The organism is Anaeromyxobacter oryzisoli (assembly GCF_022690765.1).
GTDB classification, from domain to species: domain Bacteria; phylum Myxococcota; class Myxococcia; order Myxococcales; family Anaeromyxobacteraceae; genus Anaeromyxobacter; species Anaeromyxobacter oryzisoli.
Window position 1 is genome coordinate 1 of the sequence record NZ_JALCZA010000047.1, and the last position, 25788, is coordinate 25788.

General features: G+C 74.0%; 20 protein-coding genes. 13 read left to right on the forward strand and 7 right to left on the reverse strand.

The annotated features are described in order from the left end of the window. The 3 genes from MNZ27_RS14985 to rplM form a co-directional block, all read right to left on the reverse strand. The coding region (locus MNZ27_RS14985; protein WP_242394894.1) for a type IV pilus twitching motility protein PilT at positions 1–1188 on the reverse strand (1188 nt) is incomplete at its 3' end. Positions 1189–1400: 212 nt separating this feature from the next. After that, positions 1401–1793, reverse strand: coding sequence for a 30S ribosomal protein S9 (rpsI, locus tag MNZ27_RS14990; protein ID WP_242394895.1), 393 nt, complete (start codon positions 1791–1793; stop codon positions 1401–1403). A 10-nt stretch (positions 1794–1803) separates the two neighbouring features. Continuing rightward, on the reverse strand, positions 1804–2253 hold the full coding sequence (gene rplM / locus MNZ27_RS14995) for a 50S ribosomal protein L13 (RefSeq protein WP_242394896.1): 450 nt from the start codon (positions 2251–2253) through the stop codon (positions 1804–1806). Between the two features lie 245 nt (positions 2254–2498). Here rplM and MNZ27_RS15000 point away from each other — a divergent pair, with 245 nt between their 5' ends. Continuing rightward, positions 2499–3722, forward strand: a complete 1224-nt coding sequence (locus tag MNZ27_RS15000; protein ID WP_242394897.1) for a WD40/YVTN/BNR-like repeat-containing protein — start codon at positions 2499–2501, stop codon at positions 3720–3722. 262 nt (positions 3723–3984) lie between these two features. Here MNZ27_RS15000 and MNZ27_RS15005 read toward each other — a convergent pair whose 3' ends face one another. After that, entirely contained in the window at positions 3985–6009 is a 2025-nt protein-coding gene (locus MNZ27_RS15005) for an ATP-dependent helicase (protein ID WP_242394898.1), read from the reverse strand. A gap of 181 nt (positions 6010–6190) precedes the next feature. Between MNZ27_RS15005 and MNZ27_RS15010 the strand changes: the two genes are divergently transcribed. The 8 genes from MNZ27_RS15010 to MNZ27_RS15045 all read left to right on the forward strand — a co-directional run bounded on the left by MNZ27_RS15010 (position 6191) and on the right by MNZ27_RS15045 (position 16136). Beyond that, complete coding sequence (locus tag MNZ27_RS15010; RefSeq protein WP_242394899.1) at positions 6191–6796, forward strand: glutathione S-transferase family protein; 606 nt, start codon at positions 6191–6193, stop codon at positions 6794–6796. A 147-nt stretch (positions 6797–6943) separates the two neighbouring features. After that, positions 6944–8140: a cache domain-containing protein gene (locus MNZ27_RS15015; RefSeq protein ID WP_242394900.1), complete on the forward strand. Its 1197-nt coding sequence runs from the start codon at positions 6944–6946 to the stop codon at positions 8138–8140. An 82-nt stretch (positions 8141–8222) separates the two neighbouring features. Next, entirely contained in the window at positions 8223–9950 is a 1728-nt protein-coding gene (locus MNZ27_RS15020; RefSeq protein ID WP_242394901.1) for a sensor histidine kinase, read from the forward strand. Positions 9951–9959: 9 nt separating this feature from the next. Continuing rightward, a complete protein-coding gene (locus tag MNZ27_RS15025) occupies positions 9960–10529 on the forward strand; it encodes a histidine phosphatase family protein (RefSeq protein ID WP_242394902.1) in 570 nt (189 codons plus the stop codon). A gap of 585 nt (positions 10530–11114) precedes the next feature. Beyond that, positions 11115–12278 carry an HNH endonuclease gene (locus MNZ27_RS15030; protein ID WP_242394903.1) on the forward strand — a complete coding sequence of 388 codons (1164 nt, stop codon included), beginning with the start codon at positions 11115–11117 and terminating at the stop codon, positions 12276–12278. A 343-nt stretch (positions 12279–12621) separates the two neighbouring features. Further along, a complete protein-coding gene (locus tag MNZ27_RS15035; protein WP_242394904.1) occupies positions 12622–14169 on the forward strand; it encodes an ATP-binding cassette domain-containing protein in 1548 nt (515 codons plus the stop codon). Between the two features lie 69 nt (positions 14170–14238). Continuing rightward, complete coding sequence (locus MNZ27_RS15040; protein ID WP_242394905.1) at positions 14239–14880, forward strand: caib/baif family protein; 642 nt, start codon at positions 14239–14241, stop codon at positions 14878–14880. Positions 14881–15248: 368 nt separating this feature from the next. Continuing rightward, the gene (locus MNZ27_RS15045; RefSeq protein WP_242394906.1) at positions 15249–16136 is read left to right on the forward strand and encodes a M23 family metallopeptidase; all 888 of its coding nucleotides are present in this window, start codon (positions 15249–15251) and stop codon (positions 16134–16136) included. Positions 16137–16155: 19 nt separating this feature from the next. Here the strand turns inward: MNZ27_RS15045 and MNZ27_RS15050 are convergent, their stop codons facing one another. Continuing rightward, a complete protein-coding gene (locus MNZ27_RS15050) occupies positions 16156–16968 on the reverse strand; it encodes an inositol monophosphatase family protein (protein ID WP_242394907.1) in 813 nt (270 codons plus the stop codon). A 120-nt stretch (positions 16969–17088) separates the two neighbouring features. Between MNZ27_RS15050 and MNZ27_RS15055 the strand changes: the two genes are divergently transcribed. Both MNZ27_RS15055 and MNZ27_RS15060 read left to right on the forward strand, forming a co-directional pair. After that, positions 17089–17376: a hypothetical protein gene (locus tag MNZ27_RS15055; protein ID WP_242394908.1), complete on the forward strand. Its 288-nt coding sequence runs from the start codon at positions 17089–17091 to the stop codon at positions 17374–17376. A gap of 99 nt (positions 17377–17475) precedes the next feature. Continuing rightward, entirely contained in the window at positions 17476–19266 is a 1791-nt protein-coding gene (locus tag MNZ27_RS15060) for a histone deacetylase family protein (protein ID WP_242394909.1), read from the forward strand. On the opposite strand, the gene MNZ27_RS15065 is transcribed toward MNZ27_RS15060, so the two are convergent. Next, positions 19229–19747 (reverse strand): TlpA family protein disulfide reductase, encoded by a 519-nt coding sequence (locus tag MNZ27_RS15065; RefSeq protein WP_242394910.1) that lies wholly within the window; start codon positions 19745–19747, stop codon positions 19229–19231. The genes MNZ27_RS15060 and MNZ27_RS15065 overlap by 38 nt on opposite strands. A gap of 294 nt (positions 19748–20041) precedes the next feature. Here MNZ27_RS15065 and MNZ27_RS15070 point away from each other — a divergent pair, with 294 nt between their 5' ends. Then, positions 20042–21370 (forward strand): hypothetical protein, encoded by a 1329-nt coding sequence (locus MNZ27_RS15070; RefSeq protein WP_242394911.1) that lies wholly within the window; start codon positions 20042–20044, stop codon positions 21368–21370. After that, entirely contained in the window at positions 21370–22443 is a 1074-nt protein-coding gene (locus MNZ27_RS15075) for a cytochrome c3 family protein (protein ID WP_242394912.1), read from the forward strand. Before MNZ27_RS15070 ends, MNZ27_RS15075 begins: the two co-directional genes overlap by 1 nt. Before the next feature lie 605 nt (positions 22444–23048). On the opposite strand, the gene MNZ27_RS15080 is transcribed toward MNZ27_RS15075, so the two are convergent. Next, on the reverse strand, positions 23049–25670 hold the full coding sequence (locus tag MNZ27_RS15080) for an OmcA/MtrC family decaheme c-type cytochrome (RefSeq protein WP_242394913.1): 2622 nt from the start codon (positions 25668–25670) through the stop codon (positions 23049–23051). Positions 25671–25788: the final 118 nt, after the last annotated feature.

A 25788-nucleotide genomic window follows, 5' to 3' on the forward strand; every position in this document is an offset into this window, starting at 1 on the left:
CGCCGCCGCCTGGCCGGGAGCCGGTCGCTGCGGCGCGGGCGCGCCGCGCGGCGCGGCGGCGGCCTGCGCGGACGGCTCCGGCGGCTTCTCGAACGAGTCCCACTTCGAGTCGGAGGTGCTGCTGACGCCCGAGACGCGGAGCGCGAAGTCGTCGGGGTTCGAGGCCTGCCGGAGCGCCTCGTCGTAGGTGATGAGGTTCGCCTTGAGGAGGGACATCAGGGACTGGTCGAACGTCTGCATCCCGTAGGTGGTGTGCCCCTGCGAGATCGCGTCGTTGATCTCCTTCGTCCGGTCCTTGTCCTCGATGAGCTCCCGGACGCGGGCGGTGGCGAGGAGCACCTCGATGGCGGGGACGCGCCCCTTCCCGTCGGCGCGCGGCACCAGCCGCTGGCTGATCACGGCGCGCAGGACCGAGCTGAGCTGGAGCCGGACCTGCTTCTGCTGGTACGGCGGGAACGCGGAGATGATCCGGTTGATCGTCTCGGTCGCGTCGAGGGTGTGGAGCGTGGACATGACCAGGTGACCGGTCTCCGCCGCGGTGAGGGCGGTCTCGATCGTCTCGAGGTCGCGCATCTCGCCGACCAGGATCACGTCCGGGTCCTGGCGGAGCGCGCTCTTCAGCGCCTGGCCGAAGCTCATCGTGTCCACGCCGACCTCGCGCTGGTTCACGATCGACCGCTTGTCGCGGATGAGGAACTCGATCGGATCCTCGATCGTCATGATGTGGCAGGTCTCGGTCGCGTTGATGTGGTCGATCATCGCCGCGAGGGAGGTGGACTTGCCGGAGCCGGTGGTGCCGGTGACGACGACGAGGCCGCGCTGCTCGCCGGCGATCTTCTCGAGCACCTTCGGCAGCATGAGCTGCTCGATCGACTGGATCTTGAAGGGGATGACCCGGAGGACGATGCCGATCGTGCCGCGCTGCTGGAAGACGTTCACGCGGAAGCGGCCGAGCCCCGGCACGCCGTAGGCGAGGTCCACCTCGTTGGTCTGCTTGAACTTCTCCTTCTGGTACTCGTTCATGATCCCGAAGGCCATCCGCGCGATCTCCTCGGGCGGGAGACGGCGGCCGTCCTTCAGCGGCACCAGCCCGCCGTCCACCCGGAACATCGGCGGAAGGCCCGCCTTGAGGTGGATGTCGGATGCGCTGGTGCGGAGCGCGACCTGCAGGATCTCGTTGAGTTCCATCGCGATCGCGGAGGGTAGCACCGCGATCCGGGCGGATCCAATGCCGGGTCCGAGGGACGCGCGCGCGTGGGCGGCGCCGCAGCGCGCCTCCTCACCCGCGCGGCAGGCCCACGGCGACGCCGGCCGTCCGGGGGCGCACCGATCTGAGAGACGCGACGGCCGGCGCCGCGCGATGCGCGGGCCGGCCGAGGGAGCGCGAGCGGAGCTCGCGGCTAGCGCTTCGAGAACTGGAAGCGCTTGCGGGCGCCGGGGCGACCGTACTTCTTGCGCTCGACGGCGCGGGCGTCCCGGGTCATGAAGCCGGCCTTCTTGAGGATCGGCCGGAACTCGGGGTTCAGCTCGCAGAGCGCGCGGCTGATGCCGTGGCGGATCGCGCCGGCCTGGCCGGAGAGGCCGCCGCCGGCCGCGTTCACGAAGATGTCCAGCTTGCCCATCTGCTCGACGAGCTTGAGCGGCTCGACGAGGATCATCTTCGACGTCTCGCGGCCGAAGTACTCGTCCATCGTGCGGCCGTTGATGGTGATGTTCCCGGTGCCGGGAGAGAGCCGCACGCGCGCGACCGCCTCCTTGCGCCGACCGACCGTCAGATTCGCCTGGGTAGCCATCGATCGATCCTCACTGCGCGAGGTTCAGCGCCTCGGGCTTCTGCGCGACGTGCGGGTGCTTGTCGGTCGCGTAGATCTTCAGCTTCGTCAACATCTGCCGGCCGAGCGCGCTCCGGGGCAGCATCCGGCGGACGGCGTTCTCGAGGATGTCCTCGGGGTGCCGCTCGCGGAGCTTGTTCATCGGGGTCTGCTTCGCGCCGCCCGGGTGCATCGTGTGCGAGAAGAAGGTCTTGCCCTCCTCCTTCTTGCCGGTGAAGCGGGCCTTGCCGGCGTTGACGACGACGACGAAGTCGCCCGTGTCCATCGACGGCGTGTAGGACGGCTTGTGCTTGCCCTTGAGGATCGAAGCGATGCGGGTCGCGGCGCGGCCGACCGTCAGGTCGGTGGCGTCGACGAGCCACCACTTCCGACCAGCGAGGGCCTCGGCGCGCGTCGCGCTGTGCGTGGTGCCTTTGGACATGGAAGAACCTGCAGAATTCCGAAATTGGAAACGCGCCTTCTAGAGGAAGGGCGGGCGCTTGTCAAGCGTCGTCGCCCCGCGCCGCGGCTCCCCGCGAGGGGAGACGGCGCGCCGCCCCGAACCGGGTCGCGAGCGGGTGCGGAATGTAGCCTCTGTCCTCGAAACCCACAAGAGCGTCCCTGCGTCACCCCGATCGGCAGGCGGCAGATCGGCCGCACCGGCGCAGCTTCCCCGAGGAGGCGGGGATGCGGCGACGCGCGGGGGCGGCGGCCGTGGCGGCGTGGATCGCGGCCGCGGCGGGGTGCGGCGGATCGACGGATCCGTCCCGGACCGGGAGCTCGCCCGGGAGCCTCCCGGCCCAGGGCGGCGGCGATCCTCCGGCCGGTGGCGGCGGAGGCGACCCGCCGAGCACCGGGCCGAGCACCGGAGGGCCGAGCACCGGCGTGGAGCCCCCTCCGGCGATCCGCCCGGACGCGCTCGAGGTGACGTACCGGGAGACCCGGTACCAGCTCCTCGCCGTCGGCGCCGACGGGACCGCCTACGGCCACGAGATCGGCGAGCCCCCGGAGCAGCTCTGGGCGAGCGCGGACGGCCGCGCGTGGACGCCGCGCGGGGCCCTGCCGGCGGGCCGGTCGTTCTTCGTCATCGCCCCGCTGCGGAGCGGGACGCTGCTCGCCGACACGAAGGGCCCCGACGGCCACGCGCTCTCGCGCTCCACGGACGGCGGCCGGAGCTGGAGCGACGTCCTCGCCCTCGGCTCGTACCGGCTCCTCACCCCGCGGAGCGTCGCCGAGCTCGGCGGCGAGGTGCTCGTCCTCGAGTACCAGGCGTTCAGCGGCGCCCCCGTGCCGATCCGGCTCTGGGCCAGCGCCGACGACGGGAGCACCTGGGCGGTGCGGAGCGAGACCGCCGAGCACCGCCACGGCCACGGCCTCCTCGCCGATCCCGACGCGGGCGCGCTCTGGCTCTTCTACGGCGACCTCGCCGGCGGGACGTACCTGTCGTTCGACGGCGGGGCGACGGCCACCCTCGCGCGCGCCCCGCTGGAGGGCGGCGTGCTCGTCTCCGCCGCGGTGACGGGGGACGGGCTCCTCGGCGGGCTCGACACGCTCTGGTCGCAGCTCCCGCCCGCGGTGGTGAGCCTCTCCCTGTCCGGCGCGTACGACCGGGGCGCGCCCCTCCCCGGTCCGAGCTACTCGATCCACGCGCTCCGCGGCGGCGGGTACCTCGTCGGGGCGGCGCGGGAGCCGGACGGCGACGTCTACCCGGACGACTCGGCACACCTGCTCGCGTCCGCGGACGGCCGCACCTTCCAGGAGGTGTTCGCCTGCCCGCGGCTCGATCCGCTCGTGACGGCGCGCGCCGACGTCTACTTCCAGCTCGCGGACGGCGAGCCGGTGGTGCAGGTCGTGAACTGCGACGGCTTCGGCGCCGGGGGCGTCGGGTACGCCCTGCTCGGCTCGCCGTGACCGCGGCGCGCGGCCGGACGCCGGCTAAACGAGGGTTCGCGATTCGCGAACACCTTCGGTGTCGCGCCTCGCGCCCTCGTTTAGCCAGGTTATACGGGGGCTGCGCCCCCGCCCCGTCGAGCGAAGCTCGCCGGGGCCCCACCCCTGGCTACGCGGGGCCCACGCGCGCTGGCGCGCGCTGTCCCGCGGGGAGGGGCGCTGCCCCTCCCCACCTGCGGTGGGGCCCCTCCCCGCTGTCCGTTCGCGAATCATGACCGGCCGTTTAGCGGGCCCCGCCCAGCCGCGCCCGCAGCGCCGCCATCACGCTCTCGGTGTGCGCCGCGACCTCCTCCGGCGGCGCCGCCGCCGCGGCGGGGTCGACGTGCGCGTGCGCGTCCGCCGGGAGGTCGTCGAGGAAGCGCGACGGCGTGCGCGGGAGGAGCTTGCCGCGCTTCGTCCGGGTCGCGACCCGGGTCAGGTAGAGCCGCTCGCGCGCCCGGGTGATCCCGACGTACGCGAGCCGCCGCTCCTCGTCGAGATCGCGCGCCTCGCCCTGGATCCCGGCGCAGGGGAGGTAGTCCTCCTCCACGCCGACCAGGAACACCACCGGGAACTCGAGCCCCTTCGCGGCGTGGAGCGTCATGAGGGTGATCCCGCCCTCCCCGGTGGGATCCTCCTCGTCGCGCGAGTCGAGGGCGAGCCGCTGGAGCCACGTCGCGAGGCTCGGGCGCGCGCGCCGCTGCGCCCAGCTCTCGAGCGAGCGGAGGAGCCCGTCGAGCGCGTCCACCTTGCGCGCCCCGGCCTCCAGCGACTGCACGCTCGAGCGGACGTGGGTGTAGAGGTCCACCTCCGCCACGAGCCCGCGGGCTATCGCGGCGAGGTCCTCGCGCCGCTCGGCGAACCGCGCCCGGTACCGGTCGAGGAGCGCCACGAACGCGGCGATCCGCTCGGCCGCGCCGCGGGGCAGGTCCGGCACCTCCGGCGCGCGCCGGAGCGCCTCGAGGAGGTCGACCCGGTTCGCGATCGCCCAGTCGTGGAGCCGCTCGAGCGTCGCGTCGCCGATCCCGCGCGCCGGGACGTTCACGATGCGCGAGAGGGAGACGTCGTCCTCCGGCTGGACGCAGAGCTTCAGGTACGCGAGCAGGTCGCGCACCTCGGAGCGGTCGAAGAACGCCGGCCCGCCGTGCATGACGTACGGCATCGAGGCCTCGCGGAGCGCCTCCTCGAACGGCCGGGAGAGCGCGTTCAGCCGGAAGAGCACCGCGAAGTCCCTCCACGACCGCCCCTCGCCGCGCTGCCGGGCGATCTCCTCGGCCACGAAGCGGGCCTCGTCCTCCTCCTCCGGGAGCGCCACGACCCGGACCGGCTCGCCCGGCCCGTCCGCCGTGAAGAGGGTCTTCGCCTTCCGGCTCGCGTTCTTCGCGATGACGGCGTTGGCGCAGGCGAGGATGTTCCCGGTCGAGCGGTAGTTCTGCTCGAGCCGGATCTCCTTCGCGCCGGGGAAGTGCCGCTCGAAGCGCAGGATGTTCTTCACCTCGGCGCCGCGCCACCCGTAGATCGCCTGGTCGTCGTCGCCGACGGCGCAGACGTTGCGGCGCTCGCCGGCGAGCTGCTTCAGCAGGTCGAGCTGGGCGACGTTCGTGTCCTGGTACTCGTCGACGAGCAGGTACCGGAACCGCTTCTGGTACTTCGCCCGGAGGGCGGCGTCCCCCGCGAGGAGCGCCACCGGCCGCGCGATGAGGTCGTCGAAGTCCACCGCGCGCATCGCGCGGAGCGCCTTCTCGTAGCGGGGGAAGACCTCCGCGGCGACGAGGTCGTAGTCGTCCCCCTGCCCCGCCTCGCGCACCGCGATCCGCTTCCTGCCGGCGTTCTTCGCCCTCGAGACGAGGGCGAGGACCCGGTGGGCGTCGAACTTGCGATCGTCGATCGACACCTCGCGCATGCAGCGCTTCACGAGCGCGAGCTGATCGCCGGCGTCGCAGATCGCGAACCGCTTCGGCAGCCCGGCGGCCGCGTGCTCCTGCTGGAGCAGCCACAGCCCGAAGCTGTGGAAGGTCGAGACGAACACGTCCACGCCCGGCGGGCCGGCCAGGGCGGCGACGCGCTCCCGCATCTCGCCGGCCGCCTTGTTCGTGAACGTGACGGCGAGGACCGAGGCCGGCTCCACGCCCTTCACGAGCAGGTAGGCGACGCGATGGGCGATGACCCGGGTCTTCCCGGAGCCGGCGCCGGCGAGCACCAGGAGGGGCCCCTCGGTGGTCATCACCGCCTCGCGCTGCGGCGGGTTGAGGGTGGAGAGGTCGAGCATGGCGAGGGGCCGCGTTCTCACACGCGGACGCCCGCGAGACAAGGCTCGGGGCGTCCGGCGGGCTCCCCGGCCCCCGGGCGCCCCTCCGGGCCCCGCGCCGGCGGCCCGGCCGCGCAGCGAGACGCCGCGCCCACGGCCTCGCGGCGCGCTACAAAGAGGCGACACCGAGGAGACGACTTCGATGAGGCTCTACTACGTGCCGCGGACGCGGGCGAGCCGGCCGCGCTGGATGCTCGAGGAGCTGGGCGTCCCCTACGAGCTCGTCCGGCTCGATCCGGCGAAGGGGGAGACGCGGACGCCCGAGCACCTCGCCCGGCAGCCGCTCGGCCACGTGCCCGTCCTCGAGGACGGGGACGTGACGATCTTCGAGTCCGCCGCCATCTGCCTCTGGCTCGCGGAGCGCTTCCCGGAGAAGGGGCTCCTTCCCCCGCCCGGGACGCCCGGCCGCGCCGCCGCCTACCAGTGGCTGTTCTTCGCGATGACCGAGCTCGAGCCGCCGCTCGGCGAGCTCGCCCGGCAGACGCGGCGCCCGGAGGCGGAGCGAGACCCCGCGGCGATCGCCAGCGCCAAGGGGCGCTTCGCCGCCGCGGCGGCCGCCCTGGAGCGGCCGCTCGCCGCGAACGCCTACCTGCTCGGGCCCTCGTTCACCGTGGCCGACCTCGTCGTCGCCGCCTGCATGGCCTGGGGGAAGGCGATCGCGGGCGGGCTCGAGGGGCTGCCCGCCGTCTCCTCGTGGCTGGGCCGCGTCCGCCAGCGCTCGGCGTGGAAGCGCGCGACCGCGGATTGATGGCGACACCCGCCCGCATCGAGCGCCCCGCTCCGACATCGGCGCCGCCCGTCGCCGCTCTCTCACCCGGGTGCGACGGTGAGTGATGTCCCCAGGTCCGGCGACCGCGTGCTAACGTCGCTCCGGTCGCGCGCCCGCGCCCGCCCCATGCGCAACCTCTCGCTCCAGCTCAAGCTCTTCGCCGTGGTGGCGATCCTCTGCCTCGCCGCGAGCTTCTCCGCCGCGCGGATCTCCACCCGCGTCTTCGAGCGGCGCGTCGAGGACAGCGCGCTCCAGAGCCTCCGGAGCGCGGCGAACGCGCTCGACGCGCGCGAGCGGAGCGAGATCGAGAAGCTCGCCTCGACGCTCGACGCCCTGCTCGCGAACGACGAGCTGCGCGAGGCCTTCGTGGCGCGGGATCGGGAGAAGCTCCTCACCGCCGCCGCGCCGCTCTTCGAAACGATGCGCGAGCGCGACCGGATCACCCACTGGTACTTCATCGCCCCGACGGACCGCACCGTGTTCCTCCGCGTCCACGCTCCGGCCCTCCACGGGGATCGCGTGGACCGGATCACGCTCCGGCGCGCGATCGAGACGGGCGATCTCGGCGCCGGCAAGGAGCTCGGGCTCACCGCCTTCGCGCTCCGCGCCGTCCGCCCCTGGTACCACCAGGGTCGGCTCATCGGCTACATGGAGCTGGCCGAGGAGATCGACCACTTCCTCACCACGATGAAGTCCCGCACGGGCGACGAGTACGGATTGCTCGTGCAGAAGCGGTACCTCGACGAGCAGGCCTGGGCGAAGGTGCTCGGGCCGCGCGCGAACACCTGGAACGACCGGGCGGACGTGGTCGTGGTGGACACCACCACCTTCACCGACGGCATCATCGACTTCGACGGCAACCTCGACGCGCTCCCGGACGGCGGCTCCTTCTCCGGCGAGATCGAGCGCGGCGACCGGGCGTTCGTGCGCGGCGTCTTCCCGGTGCGCGACGCCGCCGGCCGGAAGGTCGGCGGGCTCTTCGTGCTGCACGACTTCACCGCGGAGCACGCCGCGATGCGGACCGGCGCCGTCGAGACCGCGTTCGCGCTCCTCGCGTGCGGCGCGGTCCTCGCCCTGGCGATCGGGCTCGCGACGCGCCGGCTGGTGTTCGCCCGGCTCGTCCGCCTGCGGAAGCGGCTCGAGGCGGAGGCGACGCGAGAGCGGCTCCCGCCCGGACGCGTCGTGAACCTGTCCGACGACGAGATCGCCGGGCTCGAGGCGCTGCTCGACCGCGCGCTCTTCCCGGCGCGCTACCGCGACGTCGCGCCGCCCCCGGCGGGGGACGAAGGCGGCGACGCGACGAAATCGCACGTCGGCCCTTGACGTTCGCCAAGACCGCTCGATCCGGGCGAGCGCATGCTCGCGCAGGGGGGAAGCGACGGAGGACCCGCCGCTCCTGCGCGGAATGACCGAGGGATCCGCAGCTTCGGGCGGAGGGGAACCGGTCGCGAAGCAGGTCGGGCGCCGGCGCGTCCGGCCCGGCCCGGTCCCGTTCCTGCACCGCCTCTCGACCAAGCTGTCCGGGGTGACCGTCCTGCTCGCGGTCGCGGCCCTGGTCGCGCTCTGGGCGGCGGATCGGCGGCTCCAGCGCGGGCTCACCCGGGAGCTGGAGCGCTCCTCCGCGCTGCTGGGCGAGGCGCTCCGGACGACCACGCACGAGGCGATGCTCGCCGACGGGCCGGAGCACGCCTACGCCGCGCTCGAGCGGATCGCCACGCTCGAGGGGATCGAGCGGGTGCGGGTGCTGGACGCGCGGGGCCGGGTGGCGTTCTCGTCGGTCCGCGGGGAGCGCGGCGCGGTCCTGGCGAAGGACGCCGCGGCGTGCGCGCCGTGCCACGCCGGGCGCGCCCAGCCCGTCTCGCGCGTGCCGGCGCAGGCGCGCGGGCGGATCGAGGACGGCACCGGCGGGCGCCGCTACACGATGGTGACCCCCGTCTACAACGACCGCGCCTGCGCCAGCGCGGCGTGCCACGTCCACCCCCCGGGCAGGCAGGTGCTCGGGCTGCTGGAGATCGGCGTCTCGCGCGAGCGGCTCGAGGCCGACCTGTCCGCCTTCCGCGTGGACACGTTCCCCGTCCTCGCCGCGGCCATCGTCGGGGTCGCGATCCTGCTCTACCTGCTCGGGCGCGCCGAGGTGATCGGCCCCGTCGCCGCCCTGCTCGAGGGCACGCGGCGGGTCGCGCGGGACGAGCTGGACGTCGAGGTCCGGGTCCGGTCGCGCGGCGAGATGGGCGCGCTCGCGGGCTCGTTCAACGAGATGACCTCCTCGCTGCGGGCGCTCGAGGACGCGCTGAACGGCGTGCTCGCGAACCTCGAGCGTGAGGTGGAGGCGCGCACCGCCGAGCTGCGCTCGACCCAGGATCAGCTCGTGCGCACCGAGAAGCTCTCCGCCCTCGGGAAGCTCTCCGCCTCGGTCGCGCACGAGATCAACAACCCGCTCGCCGGGATCCTCACCTTCGCGAAGCTCGTCTCGCGGACGCTCGCGGAGGGCCCGCCCGACGACGCCCGGCGCGCGGTGCTCCAGCGGAACCTCGCCCTCGTGGAGCGCGAGGCGCAGCGGTGCTCGGCGATCGTGCGGAACCTGCTCGACTTCGCCCGGGAGCGCCCCATGGAGCGGCGGCAGGTGGACGTCAACGCGGTGGTGGACGAGGCGATCACCCTCATCGCGAACCAGGTCGCGATCCAGGAGATCGCCATCGTCCGCGACCTGACCCCGCTCCCGCCGGTCCTCGCCGACTTCGGCCAGCTCCGGCAGGCCTTCGTGAACGTCGCCATGAACGCGTGCGAGGCGATGGGCAAGGACGGCCGGCTCACCGTCGCCTCGCGCCCGCGCGACGGCGCGGTGGAGGTCTCCTTCGCCGACACGGGGCCCGGGATCCCGAAGGAGCGGCTCGGCCACGTGTTCGACCCGTTCTTCACGACGAAGGAGAAGGGGACCGGGCTCGGCCTCTCGGTGGTGTACGGCATCGTCGAGCGGCACGGCGGCCGGATCACCGTGGACAGCGCCCTCGGCGCGGGCACGACGTTCACCTTCCTCCTCCCCGCCGGCGACGACGCCGGCGCGGCGCCGGAGCCGCCCTCCGCCGCCTCCCCGCCCGACGACACGGGTGCGCCGCGCCCGGCGACGGGGTAGAGAGGCGGGATGCGCGAGCTGTGGATCGTCCGGCACGGGGAGACCGAGTGGAGCCTGAGCGGCCGTCACACCGGACGGACCGATCTCCCCCTGACGCCGCACGGCGAGGACCAGGCCCGCGCGATCGGCGACCGGCTCGCGGGGCACGCCTTCGCGCGCGTCCTCACCAGCCCGCTGCGGCGCGCCCGGGACACCTGCCGGCTGGCGGGGTTCGGCGAGGTCGCGGTGTCCGCGCCCGACGCGATGGAGTGGGACTACGGCGCGTACGAGGGGAAGACGCGCGCCGAGATCCTCGCCGGGGCGCCGGGGTGGACGATCTGGGACGGCGGCGTGCCGGGCGGCGAGTCGCTCCAGGACGTCGCGGCCCGGGCGCGCCGGGTGATCGGCGAGGCGGAGACCGCGGACGGCGACGTCCTCCTGTTCTCGCACGGGCACCTGCTCCGGATCCTGACGACCTGCTGGCTCGGGCTCGAGCCGCGGCTCGGCGCGATGCTCGCGCTCGGGCCGGCCCGGCTCGGCGTCCTCGCCCGCTCGCGCGAGGCGCCGGTGCTCTCGCTCTGGAACGCCTCCGGGCCCTGAGGGCGACACCCACTCGCATCGAGCTGCTGCGGCGCACGCTGCCTGCCTGCGCGGGGCAGACTCCTCCCTGCGCTGCTCGACGTGCGTTCCAGGTCTCAGGGTTCTTCGAGTGAACGGTCAAGGAGGGACCTCGCAGGCCAACGTCCCTGAAGGACGAGCGGTCTGGGCTCAGGAAGATGGAAAGGCCGGGGCGTCACGGTACGTGGGAACCGTCTGCGCAAGATCGGCCCCGAAGAGGCCCGCGTTTCACCGAGAGCGCTACGAGCTTCCGCCGGCACCGTGGCCCCGAATCGCCCATCGCGCTGCCGCCGGTTCGTGAGGCGTGCCATGACTTCACGGTGAGCGTTGGGCCGCAGCCCTTTCGCGGGAACCCCGATTTCACCAATCGGCTGTTGACGCATTTTCCGGTGGGTGACGCTTCGCAAGCCCAGGTCGTCCGAATAGGCCTCTCTCGCAGCGCCGCGGGGGCGCCGTGCGCCGCGAGTCCGCGCGGAGCCGAGGCGCGAGGGACCGTTCCCGTTCTCGCGCCTGGCACCGAATGCGTGCGTCCGGGGAGGCCGAGAATTCCCGTGAGACGATCCGCTCATGAACGCACGCGATCTCTCCGCCCGCCTCTCCGAGCTCCTCCGCCGCGAGCACGACTGCATGGCCGATTTTCTCGTCGCGCTCGCCGATTTCGATCGCCGGCGGCTCTGGGTCGAGCTCGGCTACTCCAGCCTGTTCTGGTTCCTCCATCGCGAGCTCGGGCTCTCGAAAGGGGCCGCGTTCTATCGGAAGACCGCGGCCGAACTGGTGCAGCGGTTCCCCGAGGTGATCGAGCCGCTACGCGACGGGAGGCTTTGCATCTCGAGCATCGCGGAGCTGGCGAAGGTGATCTCGCCCGAGAACCGGGCGGAGGTGCTGCCGCGGTTCTTTCACCGCTCGAAGCACGAGGCGGCGGAGGTTGCAGCCGAGATCAAGCCGGTCGAGAAGGCGCCGCGTCGCGAGGTCGTGACCGCGGTGCGCGCCCCGGCCACGGAGGAGGCCGTTCCGCGTCTCGAGGTCGTGGCGGCGGCGCTCCCGGTCGCGGCTCCGAACGTCGTCACGGCGGCACCGTTCGAGCTGCTCGAGACGAGAGGTTCGCCGGAAAACCTTGTCGATGCCAACTCTCCGCGCGCTGCAGCGCACGCCCCATCTTCCCGCGAGGCCCGCGCCGAATCGGTCGAACCGCTCAGCGCCGACCTCCGGCGGCTCCACTTCAACGTCTCCCGCCGCTTCCTCGCGAAGCTCGACGCCGCGCGGGATGCGCTCTCCCATTCGCATTTCGGCGCCAGCACCGAGGAGATCCTCGAGGTCGGCCTCGACCTCCTCCTCGCCCGGAGCGCCAAGCGGAAGGGGCTCGTGCAGAAGCCGCTCGCGGAGCGCCGCCCCTCGAAGCCGGAGCACCTCTCCGCCGAGGTGAAGCGCCAGGTCTGGCTCCGCGATGGCGGCCGCTGCCAGTACCCCCTCGACTCCGGCGGCATCTGCGGCTCGACCTACCTGCTCGAGTTCGATCACCGCGAAGCCGAGGCCCTGGGCGGCCCGCCCACGGTCGAGAACATTCACCTTCTCTGTTTCTTTCATAACCAGCTCGCAGCTCGGAAGGTCTTCGGGGACGCCTTGATGGACCGGTTCAGGCGACGGTCGAACGGCGAGCTCTCCGACTCCGCACGTTTCAGGCGCGCGGGAACGCAGTCGCCGTGCGCACTGAAGAAGAAGCGCTCGGGGTGAGCGGATGGCCGGCCCGGCTCTCGGGCGACGCTGACGGGGCCGACGAGCGGCCACCGGACCTGCTCCAGCGCTCCCGGCGCCGGGCGGCCGAGAGCCGCGGCGAGCGGCGCTGTCAACATCCGGTGAAGCACGGGCTTCTTCGGGGCCGATCTCGTCACTCCGGTCGCCGCCCGCGGATGGCGCCCCGGCCTCCACCTTCTTCCCGAGCCAGCCCACGCTTGCCGTGCAGGCACGCTCGCACCCGCGGCCCCCAACGCGCCTCGCGACGCTCAACGCAAGCGGGTGGCGCCCTGAGGGCGCCCGGCGCGACGCGGAGGGGGTCGGCACGCTATGTAAGGCGGCGGTGGAGCCCATCGTCACCCTCGACCGGCTCGACGCGTCGCTCGGCGGAGCCCGCGTCCTCTCCGGCGTCACGTTCACCCTCGCCCGCGGCGCCGGCGTCGCCGTGCTCGGGCCGAACGGCTCGGGCAAGTCCACCCTCCTCCGCCTCCTGCGCGGCGAGCTCTGGCCGGATCCGGCGAGCCCGGGCCGGCGGCTGTTCCACGGCGCGGACGGCGCCTGGGAGAGCCCGATCGGCGTCCGCGAGCGGCTCGCCCGCGTCGCGCCCGAGGCCCAGGACGCGTACCTGCGCAACGACTGGGAGCTGCCGGTCGAGGCGGTGATCCGGTCCGGCTTCTTCGACCAGCTCTGGCCGTCCGAGGCGGCGACGCCGGCGCAGGCGGCGCGCGTGCGGACCGTGGCCGAGGCGCTCGGGGTCACCCACCTCCTCCAGCGATCGTTCCTGGAGCTGTCGCGTGGCGAGGGCCGCCGGGTCCTCCTCGCCCGCGCCCTGGCCCCCCGCCCCGACGCGCTCCTCCTCGACGAGGCGTGCGACGGGCTCGACGCCGAGGCGCGGGCGGGGCTCCTCGAGCGCGTCTCGCGGATCCTGCGCGGCGGGACCGCGGTGGTGATGGCGACGCACCGCGCGGACGAGATCGTACCGGAGATCCAGCGGGTCGTCTGGCTCGAGGACGGCCGGATCGTGCGCGTCGGGACGCGCGAGGAGGCGCTGCGGGAGGCGCCGGCTCTCGAACCCGAACCCGCCTTCCGTCCCCCGTTCCCCGACCCCGACCTGAGCCCCGCCCCGGTGGCCCCAGACCTCGGGGGTCGGACCTCGGCGACGGCGCCGGCCTCGACCGCGCCAACCGCCTCCGGGCCACGGGCCCCCGGACCCCGGAGGCGGGCTCCGCTCTTCACCCTCCGCGCCGTGACGGTCCTGGTCGAGGGCCGCCCCGTCCTCGACGGGATCGACTGGACCGTCCGCCGCGGCGAGCGCTGGTGCGTCCTCGGCCCGAACGGCGCGGGCAAGTCCACCCTCCTGCGCCTCCTCGCCGGCGAGGAGCAGCCCGCGCGCGGCGCGATCGACCGGCTCGGCCTCGGCCTGCACGCCGCCGCCGAGGAGCTCGCCGGGCGGGTAGGGCTGGTCTCGCCGGAGCTGCAGGCGCGCCACCGGGTCGACGCGCTCGCGGGAGACGTGGTCGCCTCCGGGTTCCAGGGCTCGATCGGCCTCGCCGCGCCGCCCTCCGCCGCCGAGCTCGAGGCCGCGCGCCGCGCCGCGTCGCGCCTCGGGATCGCGGCGCTGCTCCGGCGGCACGTGCACTCGCTCTCGTACGGGGAGCTGCGCAAGGTGCTCCTCGCGCGCGCCCTCGCGCCGGCCCCGGACGTCCTCCTCCTCGACGAGCCGCTCGCCGGGCTCGACCGCGGCGCGCGCCGCGACGTGCTGGCGCTCCTCGACGTGCTCCGCGCCGAGGGGACCGCGGTGATCGCCGTCTCGCACCACGCCGACGAGCTGCCCCGCGAGGCGGACGGCCTGCTGCGGCTCGCGCAGGGGCGCGTGTTCCCGTGCCCGTGACCGCGCCCGACCGGCGTTGACCGCCGGCGATTTCCATTCGGCCCCCTTCTGCGGCAGGATGGACGCCGCATGGCCGACGGCCACCGCCGCCCCGATCACCGCCCCGCGCCAGCGGTCCGCCGCCCCGAGGCCCCGACGTTCCACCGCGCCGCGCCCGAGCGCCGCGTGGTCGCCCGGCCCACCGGGATCGCGACGCCGCGGGAGCCCTCGGTGCGGGTCGTGACCGGCCCCATGTTCATCGACACCGCGAGCGGTACCTTCCAGGATCGCCGCCCGCCCCCGCCGCCCGTGCTGTCGCGGCGGGAGTTCGAGCAGGAGCTCTCGCGGCTCGTCCGCGCCTTCGCCGAGAACGAGGAGAACCCGGGCTCCGTGTCGTGCACGGGGTGCCGGCGCTGCGTCTCGTGCATGTTCTGCGAGGGGTGCGAGGAGTGCTACCGCTCCACGCACTCGCGCCGGTGCAGGGCGTCGTCGCACCTCACCCACTGCGCCGACTGCGACGGGTGCCACGACAGCGCCTACTGCGTGCGGAGCGAGAACTGTACGCGCTCCAACTACCTCGTCCTGTGCCGCTCCTGCTCGGAGTGCACCTACTGCTTCGGGTGCGTGGGCCTCGCCAAGGCGGACTTCCACATCCTGAACGTGAAGTACACCCGCGCCGAGTACTTCCGCATCGTGGAGTCGCTCTCGGCGGAGCTCGGCCTGGAGCGCTGAGAGCTCGTCGAAGAATTCGACGAGCTCTCAGGCCGACCCGCGTGAGCGGGGCGGCGGGTGGGGTGAAGCGCCCGAATTCACTTCGGGCGCGAGGGGCGGGCGACGGCCCGCCCCTCCGAGGGGGGGGGGGGGGGGGGGGGGGGGCCCCCCCACCCCCCCGGGCGGGGGGGGGGGGGGCGCCCCCGCCCCCCCCCTCCTGGATGGTCAAGGCCCGTCGATTGTTCGACGGGCCTTGACCGGGCTTCACTCCGCACCCGGGCCCCGGGTCACGGAGAGGGGTGACCGGTCAGGGAGCACGGGTCCGGGTCCGGACCGGGTCGCCCGCCTGTCCGCTGCCCGGTCCGTCGCGTTCGCCTATCCTCACCGGGATGCCGCTCGCGCTCGCCCTCGCCCTGGCGCTCGCCGCGCCGCCGGCGGCGCCCACCCTCGCCCTCGCCCCGTCCGCGGCGAGGCCCGGAGACGCCGTGCTCGTGGACGTCGCGGGCGCGCCCACGGACGACGCGCGCCCTCCGCGCGGGACGCTGGGCGATCGGCCGCTCGCCTTCTGGCGCGCCGACGGCGGCTGGCGGGCCGTCGCCGCGCTCCCCATCGAGACCACCCCGGGGGTGCTCGCCGCACGCGTCGAGGTGGAGGGGACGGCGCTGGAGGCCGCGCTGCGCGTCGTCGAGCCACGCTTCGCCTCGCACGCGCTGTCGCTGCCGCCGCGCTACGTCGAGCCGCCGCCCGAGGTGAAGCGGCGGACCGAGGAGGACCACCTCGCCTTCGCCCGCGCCTTCGAGCAGCCCCTCTCGCCGCCCCTGTTCCAGGGCGCGTTCGCCGTCCCGCGCGCCGCGAGGACGAGCGCCCGGTACGGCGACCGGCGCGTGCTGAACGGGACGGTCGAGAGCGTCCACTACGGGCTCGACCTCCGCGGCCGCCGCGGCGCGCCGGTGGACGCCTCGAACGACGGCCTCGTCGCGCTGGTCCGGGACGCCTACCTGTCGGGCAAGACGGTGGTCCTCTGGCACGGGGCGGGGATCTACACGGTCTACTTCCACCTGGACCGGATCGACGTCCGCGACGGCCAGCGGGTGCGGCGGGGCCAGCGCATCGGCCTGCTCGGCTCGACCGGACGCTCCACCGGCCCGCACCTGCACTGGGGCGCGAAGGTGGACGGGCTCTACGTGGATCCCGAGTCGCTCCTCGCCATCGACTTCGAGCGCGGGACCGCGCCGGACCGGGTGATCCCGGACGGCCGGCTCACGGCGCCCCGCTGATGGCGAGCGGCGGTCCCGTCTACCGCGCCCCGCGGACCTCGCGGATCACCTCGAGCATCGGCCCGTGCAGGGCGGGGGTGGCCGCGAGGATGTCGCCGGTCTCCAGCATCCGGTCCCCGCCGTCGTGATCGGTGACGACGGCCCCCGCCTCGCGGGCCAGCAGGATCCCCGCCGCGATGTCCCACGGCTTGAGCCGCTCCTCCCAGAAGCCGTCGAGCCGGCCGCTCGCGACCGACGCGAGATCGAGGGCGGCGCTCCCCAGCCGCCGCACGCCGCGGGCCCGGGTCACGAACGCCCCGAACAGCCGGAGGGTCGGCTCGTGGTTCGTGTGGATGTCGTAGGGGAAGCCGGTGACGAGGAGCGCGTTCTTCAGCCCCTCGCGGCCGGACGGGGCGAGGCGGGTCTCGCCCCCGCCCCCGCATCGAAGGAAGGCGCCGTGCCCCCGGGCCGAGGTGAACAGCTCGTCGCGGATGGGGTCGTAGGTCGCGCCGGCCGCGAGCCCGCGGTCGTCGGCGACCGCCACGTTGACCGCGAAGATGGGGAGCCCGTGGGCGTAGTTCGTGGTGCCGTCCAGCGGGTCCACGATGAAGCGCAGGCCGCCGCCGGCCGCGCCGCGCGCGCCGGACTCCTCGGCGAGCACGGCCGCGCCGGGGAAGCGTTGCGCGAGCCACCCGAGGACCGCGGCCTCGCTCGCCCGGTCCGCGTCGGTCACCAGGTCGATCTTGCCCTTCAGCTCGACGGTGCGAGGCTTGCCCCACCGCTCGCGGAGGACCGCGCCTCCCCGCCGCGCCGCCTCGACGCACGCCTCCTGCAGCTCCCGCTCCGCCGACATGCCGCTTCCTTTCTTTCGTCCCGGGTGACGCCACAGGATAGCGGTCCGGCGCTCCGGCCGCACCCCAGGCGGACCCGCGCGCGGTGGGCACCCGGCCGACGCGCTTGCTACACTCGGGCCATGCTCAAGGCCCTCGCGGTGCTCCGCACCCTCTTCCTCGTCTTCATCGTCGGCTACACCGTCCGTGCGATGCCGTGGTGGACCAGCGTGGCGCGCACGTTCGACGAGCAGTACGCCCGGTGCTCGGCGACCGTCGGGCTGCTCATGCGGGCGGCGTGGCTCGCGGTCGCCTGGATCGCCCTCGAGACCGTCCTCGGCTGGTTGATGGCGCGCCGCAGGCCGCTCGAGCCGGACGTCCCGAAGGCGCGCACCGGCGAGCCGCCCTTCGCGCCGCCGCCGCACCGCTAAACGGCCTATCATGATTCGAGAACGGTCAGCGGGGCAGGGCGCGAGGCGCGACACCGAAGGTGTTCGCGAATCGCGAACCCTCGTTTAGTCGGGAGGCGGATGCTGCCCCGCGCGTTCCTGCACCGGCTCCGCTCCTGGCTCCACCGCCGGGAGGTGTCGGTCTGGTACGACGCGCGCTATCGCCTCCCGCTGTCCGGCATCGAGGCGGCCGCGGGGATGGAGCCGCGCCGCGCCGACTACGCCGCGTGGTGGCTGGGGGAGACGGGCGCGGTGCCGCCCCGCGGGTTCCGCGCCCCCCGCCGGATCTCGTACGAGGACCTCGCGCGCGTGCACACCGCGGAGCTGCTCGAGTCGCTCGGCCGCCCCGACACGCTCGCGCACGTGTTCGCGGTCGATCCCTCCGACGTGCCCGTGGACGAGGTGATGACGACCATCCGCCTCGCCTGCGGCGGGACGCTCGGCGCCGCGCGCGAGGCCCTCCGCACCCGCGCGCCGGCGCTGAACCTGCTCGGCGGGTTCCACCACGCCGGGCCGGGCTCCGCGGGGGGGTTCTGCCCGGTGAACGACGTGGCGGTGGCGATCGCGGCGCTCCGGGCCGAGGGCTTCCAGGGCCCCGTCGCGGTCCTCGACCTGGACGCGCACCCGCCCGACGGGATCGCGCTCTGCCTCGAGCACGACCCTCGGAGCTGGATCGGATCGCTCTCCGGCTCCGACTGGGGGCCGCTCCAGCGCGTGGACGAGACCATGCTCCCCGAGGGCACCGGCGACGCGGGCTACCTCGACGCGCTGGGCGCCCTGCTCGCGCGGATGCCGCGCCCGGCGCTCGCCTTCGTGCTCGCCGGCGGGGACGTCCTCGCCGGCGACCGGATGGGCCGGCTCGGGCTCTCGCTCCGCGGCGCCCGCCGCCGCGACCTCCTCGCCGCGGCGGAGCTCGAGGGCGTCCCGAGCGTGTGGCTCCCCTCGGGCGGCTACTCCGGCGGCGCGTGGCGCGTGCTCGCCGGCACCGGGATGGCCCTCGCCACCGGCTCGGACCAGCCGATCCCCGAGGACTACGACCCGCTCCTCGCCCGGTTCACGACGGTCTCGCGCGAGATCTCGCCGGGCGAGCTCGGGGAGAGTGGGAGGCTCACCGCCGAGGACCTCGAGGAGGCGCTCGGGATCCGCCCGCACCGGCAGCGGCTCCTGCTCGGCTTCTACACGGCGGCCGGGATGGAGCACGCGCTGTACCGGTACGGCATCTTCGACCAGCTCGAGCGGCTCGGCTACCGCAACTTCCGGGCGGCGTTCGACGCGTCGGGGCTCGGCGAGCGGGTGCGGCTGTACGGCGAGGCGGCCGGGGAGGAGCACCTCCTCATGGAGCTGATCCTCGAGAAGCGACGCGTGCTCGGGGCCGAGGTGCTCTACGTCCACTGGCTGTCGCTGCGGAACCCTCGCGCCCAGTTCAGCGAGCGGCGCCCGCGGCTGCCCGGCCAGGACGTCCCGGGCCTCGGGCTCGCCAGCGAGGCGGGCTCGATGCTGGCGCGCATGGCGGTGCGGCTCGGCCTCGCCGGCGTGGTCTTCCGGCCCGCGCACTATCACACCGCCTACGCGGCGCGTCACGAGTTCGCCTTCGTGGATCCGGAGCGACAGGGGCGGTTCGAGGCGCTGGTGCGCGATCTGCAGGACGTACCGCTCCTCGAGGCGACCGTCGCGGTGTCCGAAGGGCGGGTGACGATGGACGGCGCGCCCTACGCCTGGGAGGCCGACGAGATGGCGTACTGGCTGCGGGAGTCGCCGTCCGAGCCCGGCGAGGTGGAGCGCGAGCGCGAGCGCGTCCACTTCGCCGTCGTGCCCGCGCGCGCCGCGGCGGCCGTCACCGGACCGGCGCCGGCTCCGCCAGCAGCTCCCTGATCTCGCGCTCGAGCCGCTCGCCGGCCGGCGCGTCGTACCCGACGTGGACGTGGCGCACGATCCCGCGCCGGTCGAGGACCAGCGTGGTGGGGAGCCGCTGGACGTCGAGCGGCTCGGACAGCCGCGCGCCCCCGCGATCCCACAGCACCGGGAAGCTCACCGGGTGCTCGGCGACGAAGGCCTCGAGCAGCGCGCGATCCTCGTCGAACGACACCGCCGCGACGGCGAGGCCGGCGTCGCCGTATCGCCGCGCGAGGGCGTCCAGCCGCGGGAGCTGCTCCTGGCACGGCTCGCACCACGTCGCCCAGAAGTCCACGACGCGCACGCGACCGTCCGTCGCGAGCCGCACCGTCCGTCCCGAGAGATCCTCCGCGGCGACGTCCACGGCCTTGCCCACCAGCGCCGGGGCGCGGAGCGCAGGGCGGGACGAGGCGCACGAGGCGCTGGCGGCGAGCACGGCCAAGGCGAGAACGCGGCGCATCCCCTGATTCTAAGCCGGGAACCGCACCGCCGCCGGATCGCCGGCGCGATCCGCGCGAGCGCGCGCGCGCCCTGGAGAGCGCGGCGGCGCGTGCATCGCTGTCGCACACGGTGATATCACCCACCGTACGGATAGGACCGTGGGAAAATCCCAGGTGGGTAGCGACTATTCGAAAAATTTTCCTGATCTGGCGCAACATCGGATCCTGCGGTGTGTGCGAAGTTCCCGCGAACGCCGGTCGCTCGCGGTGTACCACCGTCGCGACCCGAGACCGTCCGCCGAGGTGAGCACCTGATGCGCCATACAAAGATGATCGCCACCGCCCTCGCGCTCGCCGCGGGCGTCGCGGTGCGAGCCGACACGATCGACGTCAGCTCGACCACCCTCGTGATGGGTGGCCAGCAGACCCGGTTCCGCGGCGGCACCGGGCTCGAGCTGGTCAACGTCGTCCCAGCCTACGAGATCCTCTCGCTCGCCGCGCGCGACGTGACGAACCCCGTCGCGAACGACCTCCAGCTCGTGATGTCGGGCTGGGGCTCGTGGGACATCGACCACCGCCGGTGGGACAACGGCACCAGCACGAACCTGACCGGCGATCTCCAGACCGGGTACGTCCAGGGCTCCCTGCTCGACCGCCACCTCACGCTCCGGCTCGGCCGGGCGCAGGTGCAGACCGGCGTCGCGCGGATGCTCCACCTGGACGGCGGCGAGGTGATCGCCGTCCTGCCGCTCGGGTTCCGCGTCTCCGGGTACGTCGGGGCGCCCGTCGCGGAGCGGTTCGCGTCGCGCTCCGGCATCCGGAGCTGGAACCCCCAGGGCGGCGACCTCGCCTACGGCGGCCGGATCGCCTACTCCCTGCCGTTCGCGGGCGAGCCGGGGCGCGGCCTCGACCTCGGCGCCTCCGCGAACTTCGTCCAGGACGGGAGCGATCCGGTCCGCGAGGAGGTCGGCGCCGACCTCCGCCTCCAGCCGATCCGCGACGTGACGCTCCTCGCGTTCGGCGCGTACAACATCGACGCCGGGCGGTACTCGGAGGCGAGCGTCCTCGGCACCTGGACGCCGATCCGCAAGCTGCACGTCTCGGCCGACTGGCACTTCTACGCGCCCGATCTCTTCCTCGCGCGGAACTCGATCCTCTCGGTCTTCTCGGCCTCGGACCGCAACCAGTTCGGCGGCGGCGTCGCGTACGACCTCTTCCGCGGCCTCACGGTGGCCGCCAACTACCACCTGCAGCTCGAGCCGGGGGCCGAGTCGGTGGGCACGAACTACGGCCACGACGCCGACGTGAGCCTCGACTGGTCGCGCGGCGCGACGTCCGCGGGCGTGCAGGGGCTCTTCCTCGACGCCCTCGAGAACGGCTACTGGGCCGGGCGCGTCTACGGCCGGCAGTCCTTCGGGAGGATGTTCGCCGCCGCCGACGTGATCGGCCACGTCTTCCGCGAGAAGGTGAACGGCGAGGACTACGCCGTCACCGGCACCCTCTCCGCCGGGGTCGAGCTGATCCGCGGGTTCTCCGCGGTCCTCTCGGGCCGGGCCGGAGTGACCCCGTACCTGGAGCAGACCTACGACGTCATGGCGAAGCTCGTGTACAACCAGACCTACGTGCGCCGGGAGGTGCGGTGATGAACCGGCCCCTCCTCGCCCTCGCCGCCCTCGTCGCGGTGACGGGCTGCAAGCTCAAGCCGCTCTCCGAGACGCAGGCGACGCAGGAGCCGCCCTACGTCTTCCCCCACGCGCCGCACCTCGAGGCTGACGTCGCGTGCAAGAACTGCCACGCCGGCATCGAGCGCGCGACCAAGCTCGACCCCGCGGCGCGGCACGTGAAGCTGCCGGCGAACATCTCGAAGAACGACGACTGCAGCGGCTGCCACGACACCGAGCCGAAGATCACGGTGCCGGCCCGGCGCACGCCCGCCCGGCTCACGTTCGATCACGCGGCGCACCTCCCGCTCGTGAAGGGCGAGTGCAAGGCGTGCCACCGGTCGCTGACCGAGAAGGGCGACAAGCAGGCCCAGGTCCCGCCCATGGCGACCTGCACCGCCTGCCACAACCACCAGCAGGACTTCGCCGAGGCGCGCTGCACGCCCTGCCACACGGATCTCAAGGGCTACAAGCCGCAGACCGCGTTCGCCCACCAGGGTGACTGGCTCCGCATCCACGGCCAGCTCGCGCGGCCGGTCGCCGAGACCTGCGCGCAGTGCCACGACCAGACCTACTGCGCGACCTGCCACGCGCCCGAGACCACCCCGGCGCGGCCGTCGATCATCTGGCCGGAGGAGGTCACGCGGGCGTTCATCCACCGCGGCGACTACGTGTCGCGCCACACGATCGACGCCGCCGCCAACCCGGCGAGCTGCCGGAAGTGCCACGGCAGCGCGTTCTGCACCGCGTGCCACGAGCTGCAGGGCGTCTCGCCCACGGCGACCACCAACGTCCGGGATCCGCACCCGGCCGGGTGGGCGATCCGGGGCGGCGGCCCCGCCTTCCACGGCGACGCCGCGCGCCGGGACATCACGAACTGCGCCGGCTGCCACGACAACGGCGCCGACTCCCTGTGCGTCCGGTGCCACAACGTCGGGAACAGCATCACCCAGGGGCTCGGCCCCAACGGCCCGCACCCGGCGAGCTTCATCTCGAAGCACCGGAACGAGGACAAGGCGAAGAACTCGATGTGCCTCGCCTGCCACCCGGGCTAGGTCGAAATCACTCCGAGTCCGAACCGGGCCCGGTCGCGCGAGCGGCCGGGCCCTTTTCTTTCGCGCGCTCCGGCGGGAGCGCCCATGCGCGACCAGGGGTCGAGCCGGTGTCGGCCGGACGGGACATCCGGTGGAATCGCGTCGTCGCACGCGCCGCGATCCGGCAAACCGGCTGGCGAGCGTCGGCGGCCGCGCCCGCTCGCCGCGCGCCGCTCGCAACCCGCACCCCCCAGATCACGACGAGGGTCAGAGGATGCGCGGAGCTCTACCTGGACTTCGTGCAGGCCGAGGACTCCGCTGGCTTCGGACGCGCCGGCGAGGGCGACCTCCGCCTCGCCCCGCGTCCACCGGGAACGCGAGCGCAGGAGTCGCTCCGGATCCTCTCCGCCTCCGTGACGCGCCAGGTCGGCGCCGAGCCGAAGCCGGTCGGGCGAGCCGACGCGCCGGCATGGGTCAGCGCCCCGGCGCGCAGTCCATCGACGATGCGCGCCAGGGCCAGCTCGCGCGTCCCTGGCCTCGGAGGCCGAGGCGTGCCTCGAGGAAGAAGACCGGGCTCGTTGCGCGATCCGAGCCTCGAGCCGACCGTCGATCCCCCTCCCGCCCCGTCACGGAGACGGGACTGGGACGAGCACCGATTCGATCCACTTCATGGTGTACACCCCGTGCACCTTCGCGACCCCGAACTGGCCGCTCGCACCGTGGCAGGACCCGCACTGCTCGACGCCCGACGCGGTGTAGAGGGCCGCGTGGTAGCTCACGAACGCGGTGGCGTGGCAGCCGAGGCAGGCGGACTGGATGGGCGGCACGCGCGGCTCGTTCGGCCCGTGGGCTGCCGTCTTCGCGTGCTGGATGGTCGCCGTCTCGTTGGCGATCGTCGGCAGCGCGCCCGCGGGGACCGACTCGGTGCGGTAGGTGCCCAGGAGGTGGCAGTTCGTGCAGTCGGCGAGGTCGCCCGGGAACAGCACCGCGTCCCAGAAGCGCACCCCGGTGGAGCCGCCGCCGCCGACGTAACCGGCGAGCGGGCGCACCGTCTCGAGCTGCGCCGGGCCGGTCCGCCCGCCCGTGTGGATCCGGTGGATCATCACCTTCAGCTGGATGGACCGCTCCTCGATGTCGTCGTAGGTGCCGTAGGAGGTCGCGGTGAACGGCGGCGTCCAGACGTACACGGTCGAGAGGTTCACGTCGCCCGCGTAGGGGCTCGTGTCCGGGTGCTTCGGTCGCTTGCCCCAGTCGGTGCGATCGGCCGTGTGGCACATCGCGCAGTACTGGATCTGGTGGCGCGTGCTGCCGTGGAACTGGACGTAGTCGTGGCAGCGGTTGCAGGCCTGCATGTCCACCACGTCGCGCGGCGGGACCGCCGTCCCGCCGGTCAGGTCCTGGTAGTAGAGCGGGTTGTCCGCCGGCTCGTAGACGGACTCGCCCGTGTAAGGCCAGACCAGCGGGAGGGGCAGCATGAGCGGCGTGGTGCCCGTCGCGGCGATGGGGTGCAGCGGGTAGCCCCCGCGCCGCGCCTCCATCCCCACGGCCCAGGTGCCGCTCGCGCCGTCGGGGATCTTCGCGGTGAACCGGTACTCGAGCGTCCCCGCCGGGCAGACCGTCCGCATGGTGGGATCGTCCGCGAGCGTGAGCGGCGGCAGCTCGTTCGCCGGCGCGAGGCCGGGCGTGGCGCCGTAGACGTAGCCGGCCGCGGGGCCGCTCACGGTGATGCCGAGGAAGTTGAGCCCGCGCGGGATCGGGTACTGCGCGGCGTCCGCCGCGACCGCGGTGGTGTTCAGGGGGCTGACCAGGCCGAGCCGATCCTTCACCCGGAAGCACACGACGGGCTGCTTCCCCGGGGCGAGATCCTGGACGGAGACGATCTCGGCGACCGGCCGGTCGAAGTGCCCGCTCCGGGGGGGCGGGACGTGGATCTCGTCGATGGGCGCGTACGCGTTCGCGTACGCGGTGGGGTTCCCCGGGCGCCCGTGGCAGTCCGCGCACTTCGAGTCGTCCGGCTGCGGGCCGCCCGGGTGTGCGAGGTGCGACGAGTCGGTGGTGCCGTCGCCGAACCAGACGTCGGGGTGGCAGCCCTGGCAGCTCCGGCGCGAGAGCTCCGTCATCACCGCGGCGGCGGCCCTCGCCCCGGCGTGGCACGCGTCGCAGTCGCGGTAGTCGCGCGGGAACGCGATCCCCTGCGCCAGCGTCTTCCCGGGCTGACCGTTGTCGTCGCGGATCGAGACCCGTCCGAAGACGCGCTCCCCTCCCAGCGCGCCCACCACGGAGAACTTCGCGCCGAGGATGGGCGCGCTCCGGCTCGCGAGGAACGGCGCCGCGACGGCCGTCGCGCCCGCGAGCGGCGCCGCCAGCGAGCTCGTGCTCGACTGGTACAGCGTAGGCAGGTTCCGCCCGCGGTGGATCCGGTGCACGAGGCGCCCGAGCTCGAGCGGGTTCGGGTTGGTCGCCGCGGTCGCGCCGCTGCCCGCCATCGCGGCGGGGTCCATGGTGTCGGGGTCCGCGTTCTGGAACGTGTGGCAGGTGACGCAGAGCCTCACCCCGACCCGGTGACCTTCGTGGGCCTTCACCGCGCCGTGGCACGCGTCGCAGTCGCTCTCGAGGACGAGCTCGCGCGAGGCGGCGGGATCCACCAGCGCGCCGCCGGGCAGGAAGTCGAAGGTCGCGCTGGTACGCGCAGTGCCCGCGACGGCAGCGAGGAACGCGCCGACCCGGAGCGTGGTGGAGGCGTCCACCGCGGCCACCGTGTTCCGGAACATGTAGGTGAACCGCCCGTCCCCGTGATCGACGAGCTGGCCGCCGGTGTCCGCGCCCGGCTGCTGCACGACCGAGAGGATCCCGGCGCAGGGCACGCCCGCGCTGCACGTCGCGTCCGAGCCCGGCCCCGCCACGGGGAGCGTCGCGATCGTCTGTGCCCCCACGAGCAGGAGGCTCGTCCACGCGGGGACCTTCGTCACCGGCTCGACGCCGAGCGCCGCCAGCGTGAAGCTCGGCTGCAGCGCGGCGATCGCGTCGCCGCCGACGGGATTGCCGTCCTTCGTCAGGGTGAAGTTGACGTACACCTGGCGCGGGCCCGCGGTGGCGCCACCCAGCACGGCCCCGGTGATGTGCACGTGGTAGCCCTCGGGAGGCGTGGTCCCGGCCGGCGGGCCGACGCGCGGCGAGTCCTGCTTGCAAGCGAGGACGGCGGCGAGGCACAGCCCCGCGGCGAGACGCAGCGTGGTACCGGCGCGCATCGAACCCCTCCTTCGCGCGCCCGTGACCGAGGCGCCGCCGCTCGCCGAGCCGAGTGGCGCGCCGCGGACCCGCGCGCGATACCCACCAGCTTGCCACGACCCGACGGTAATCTGTACC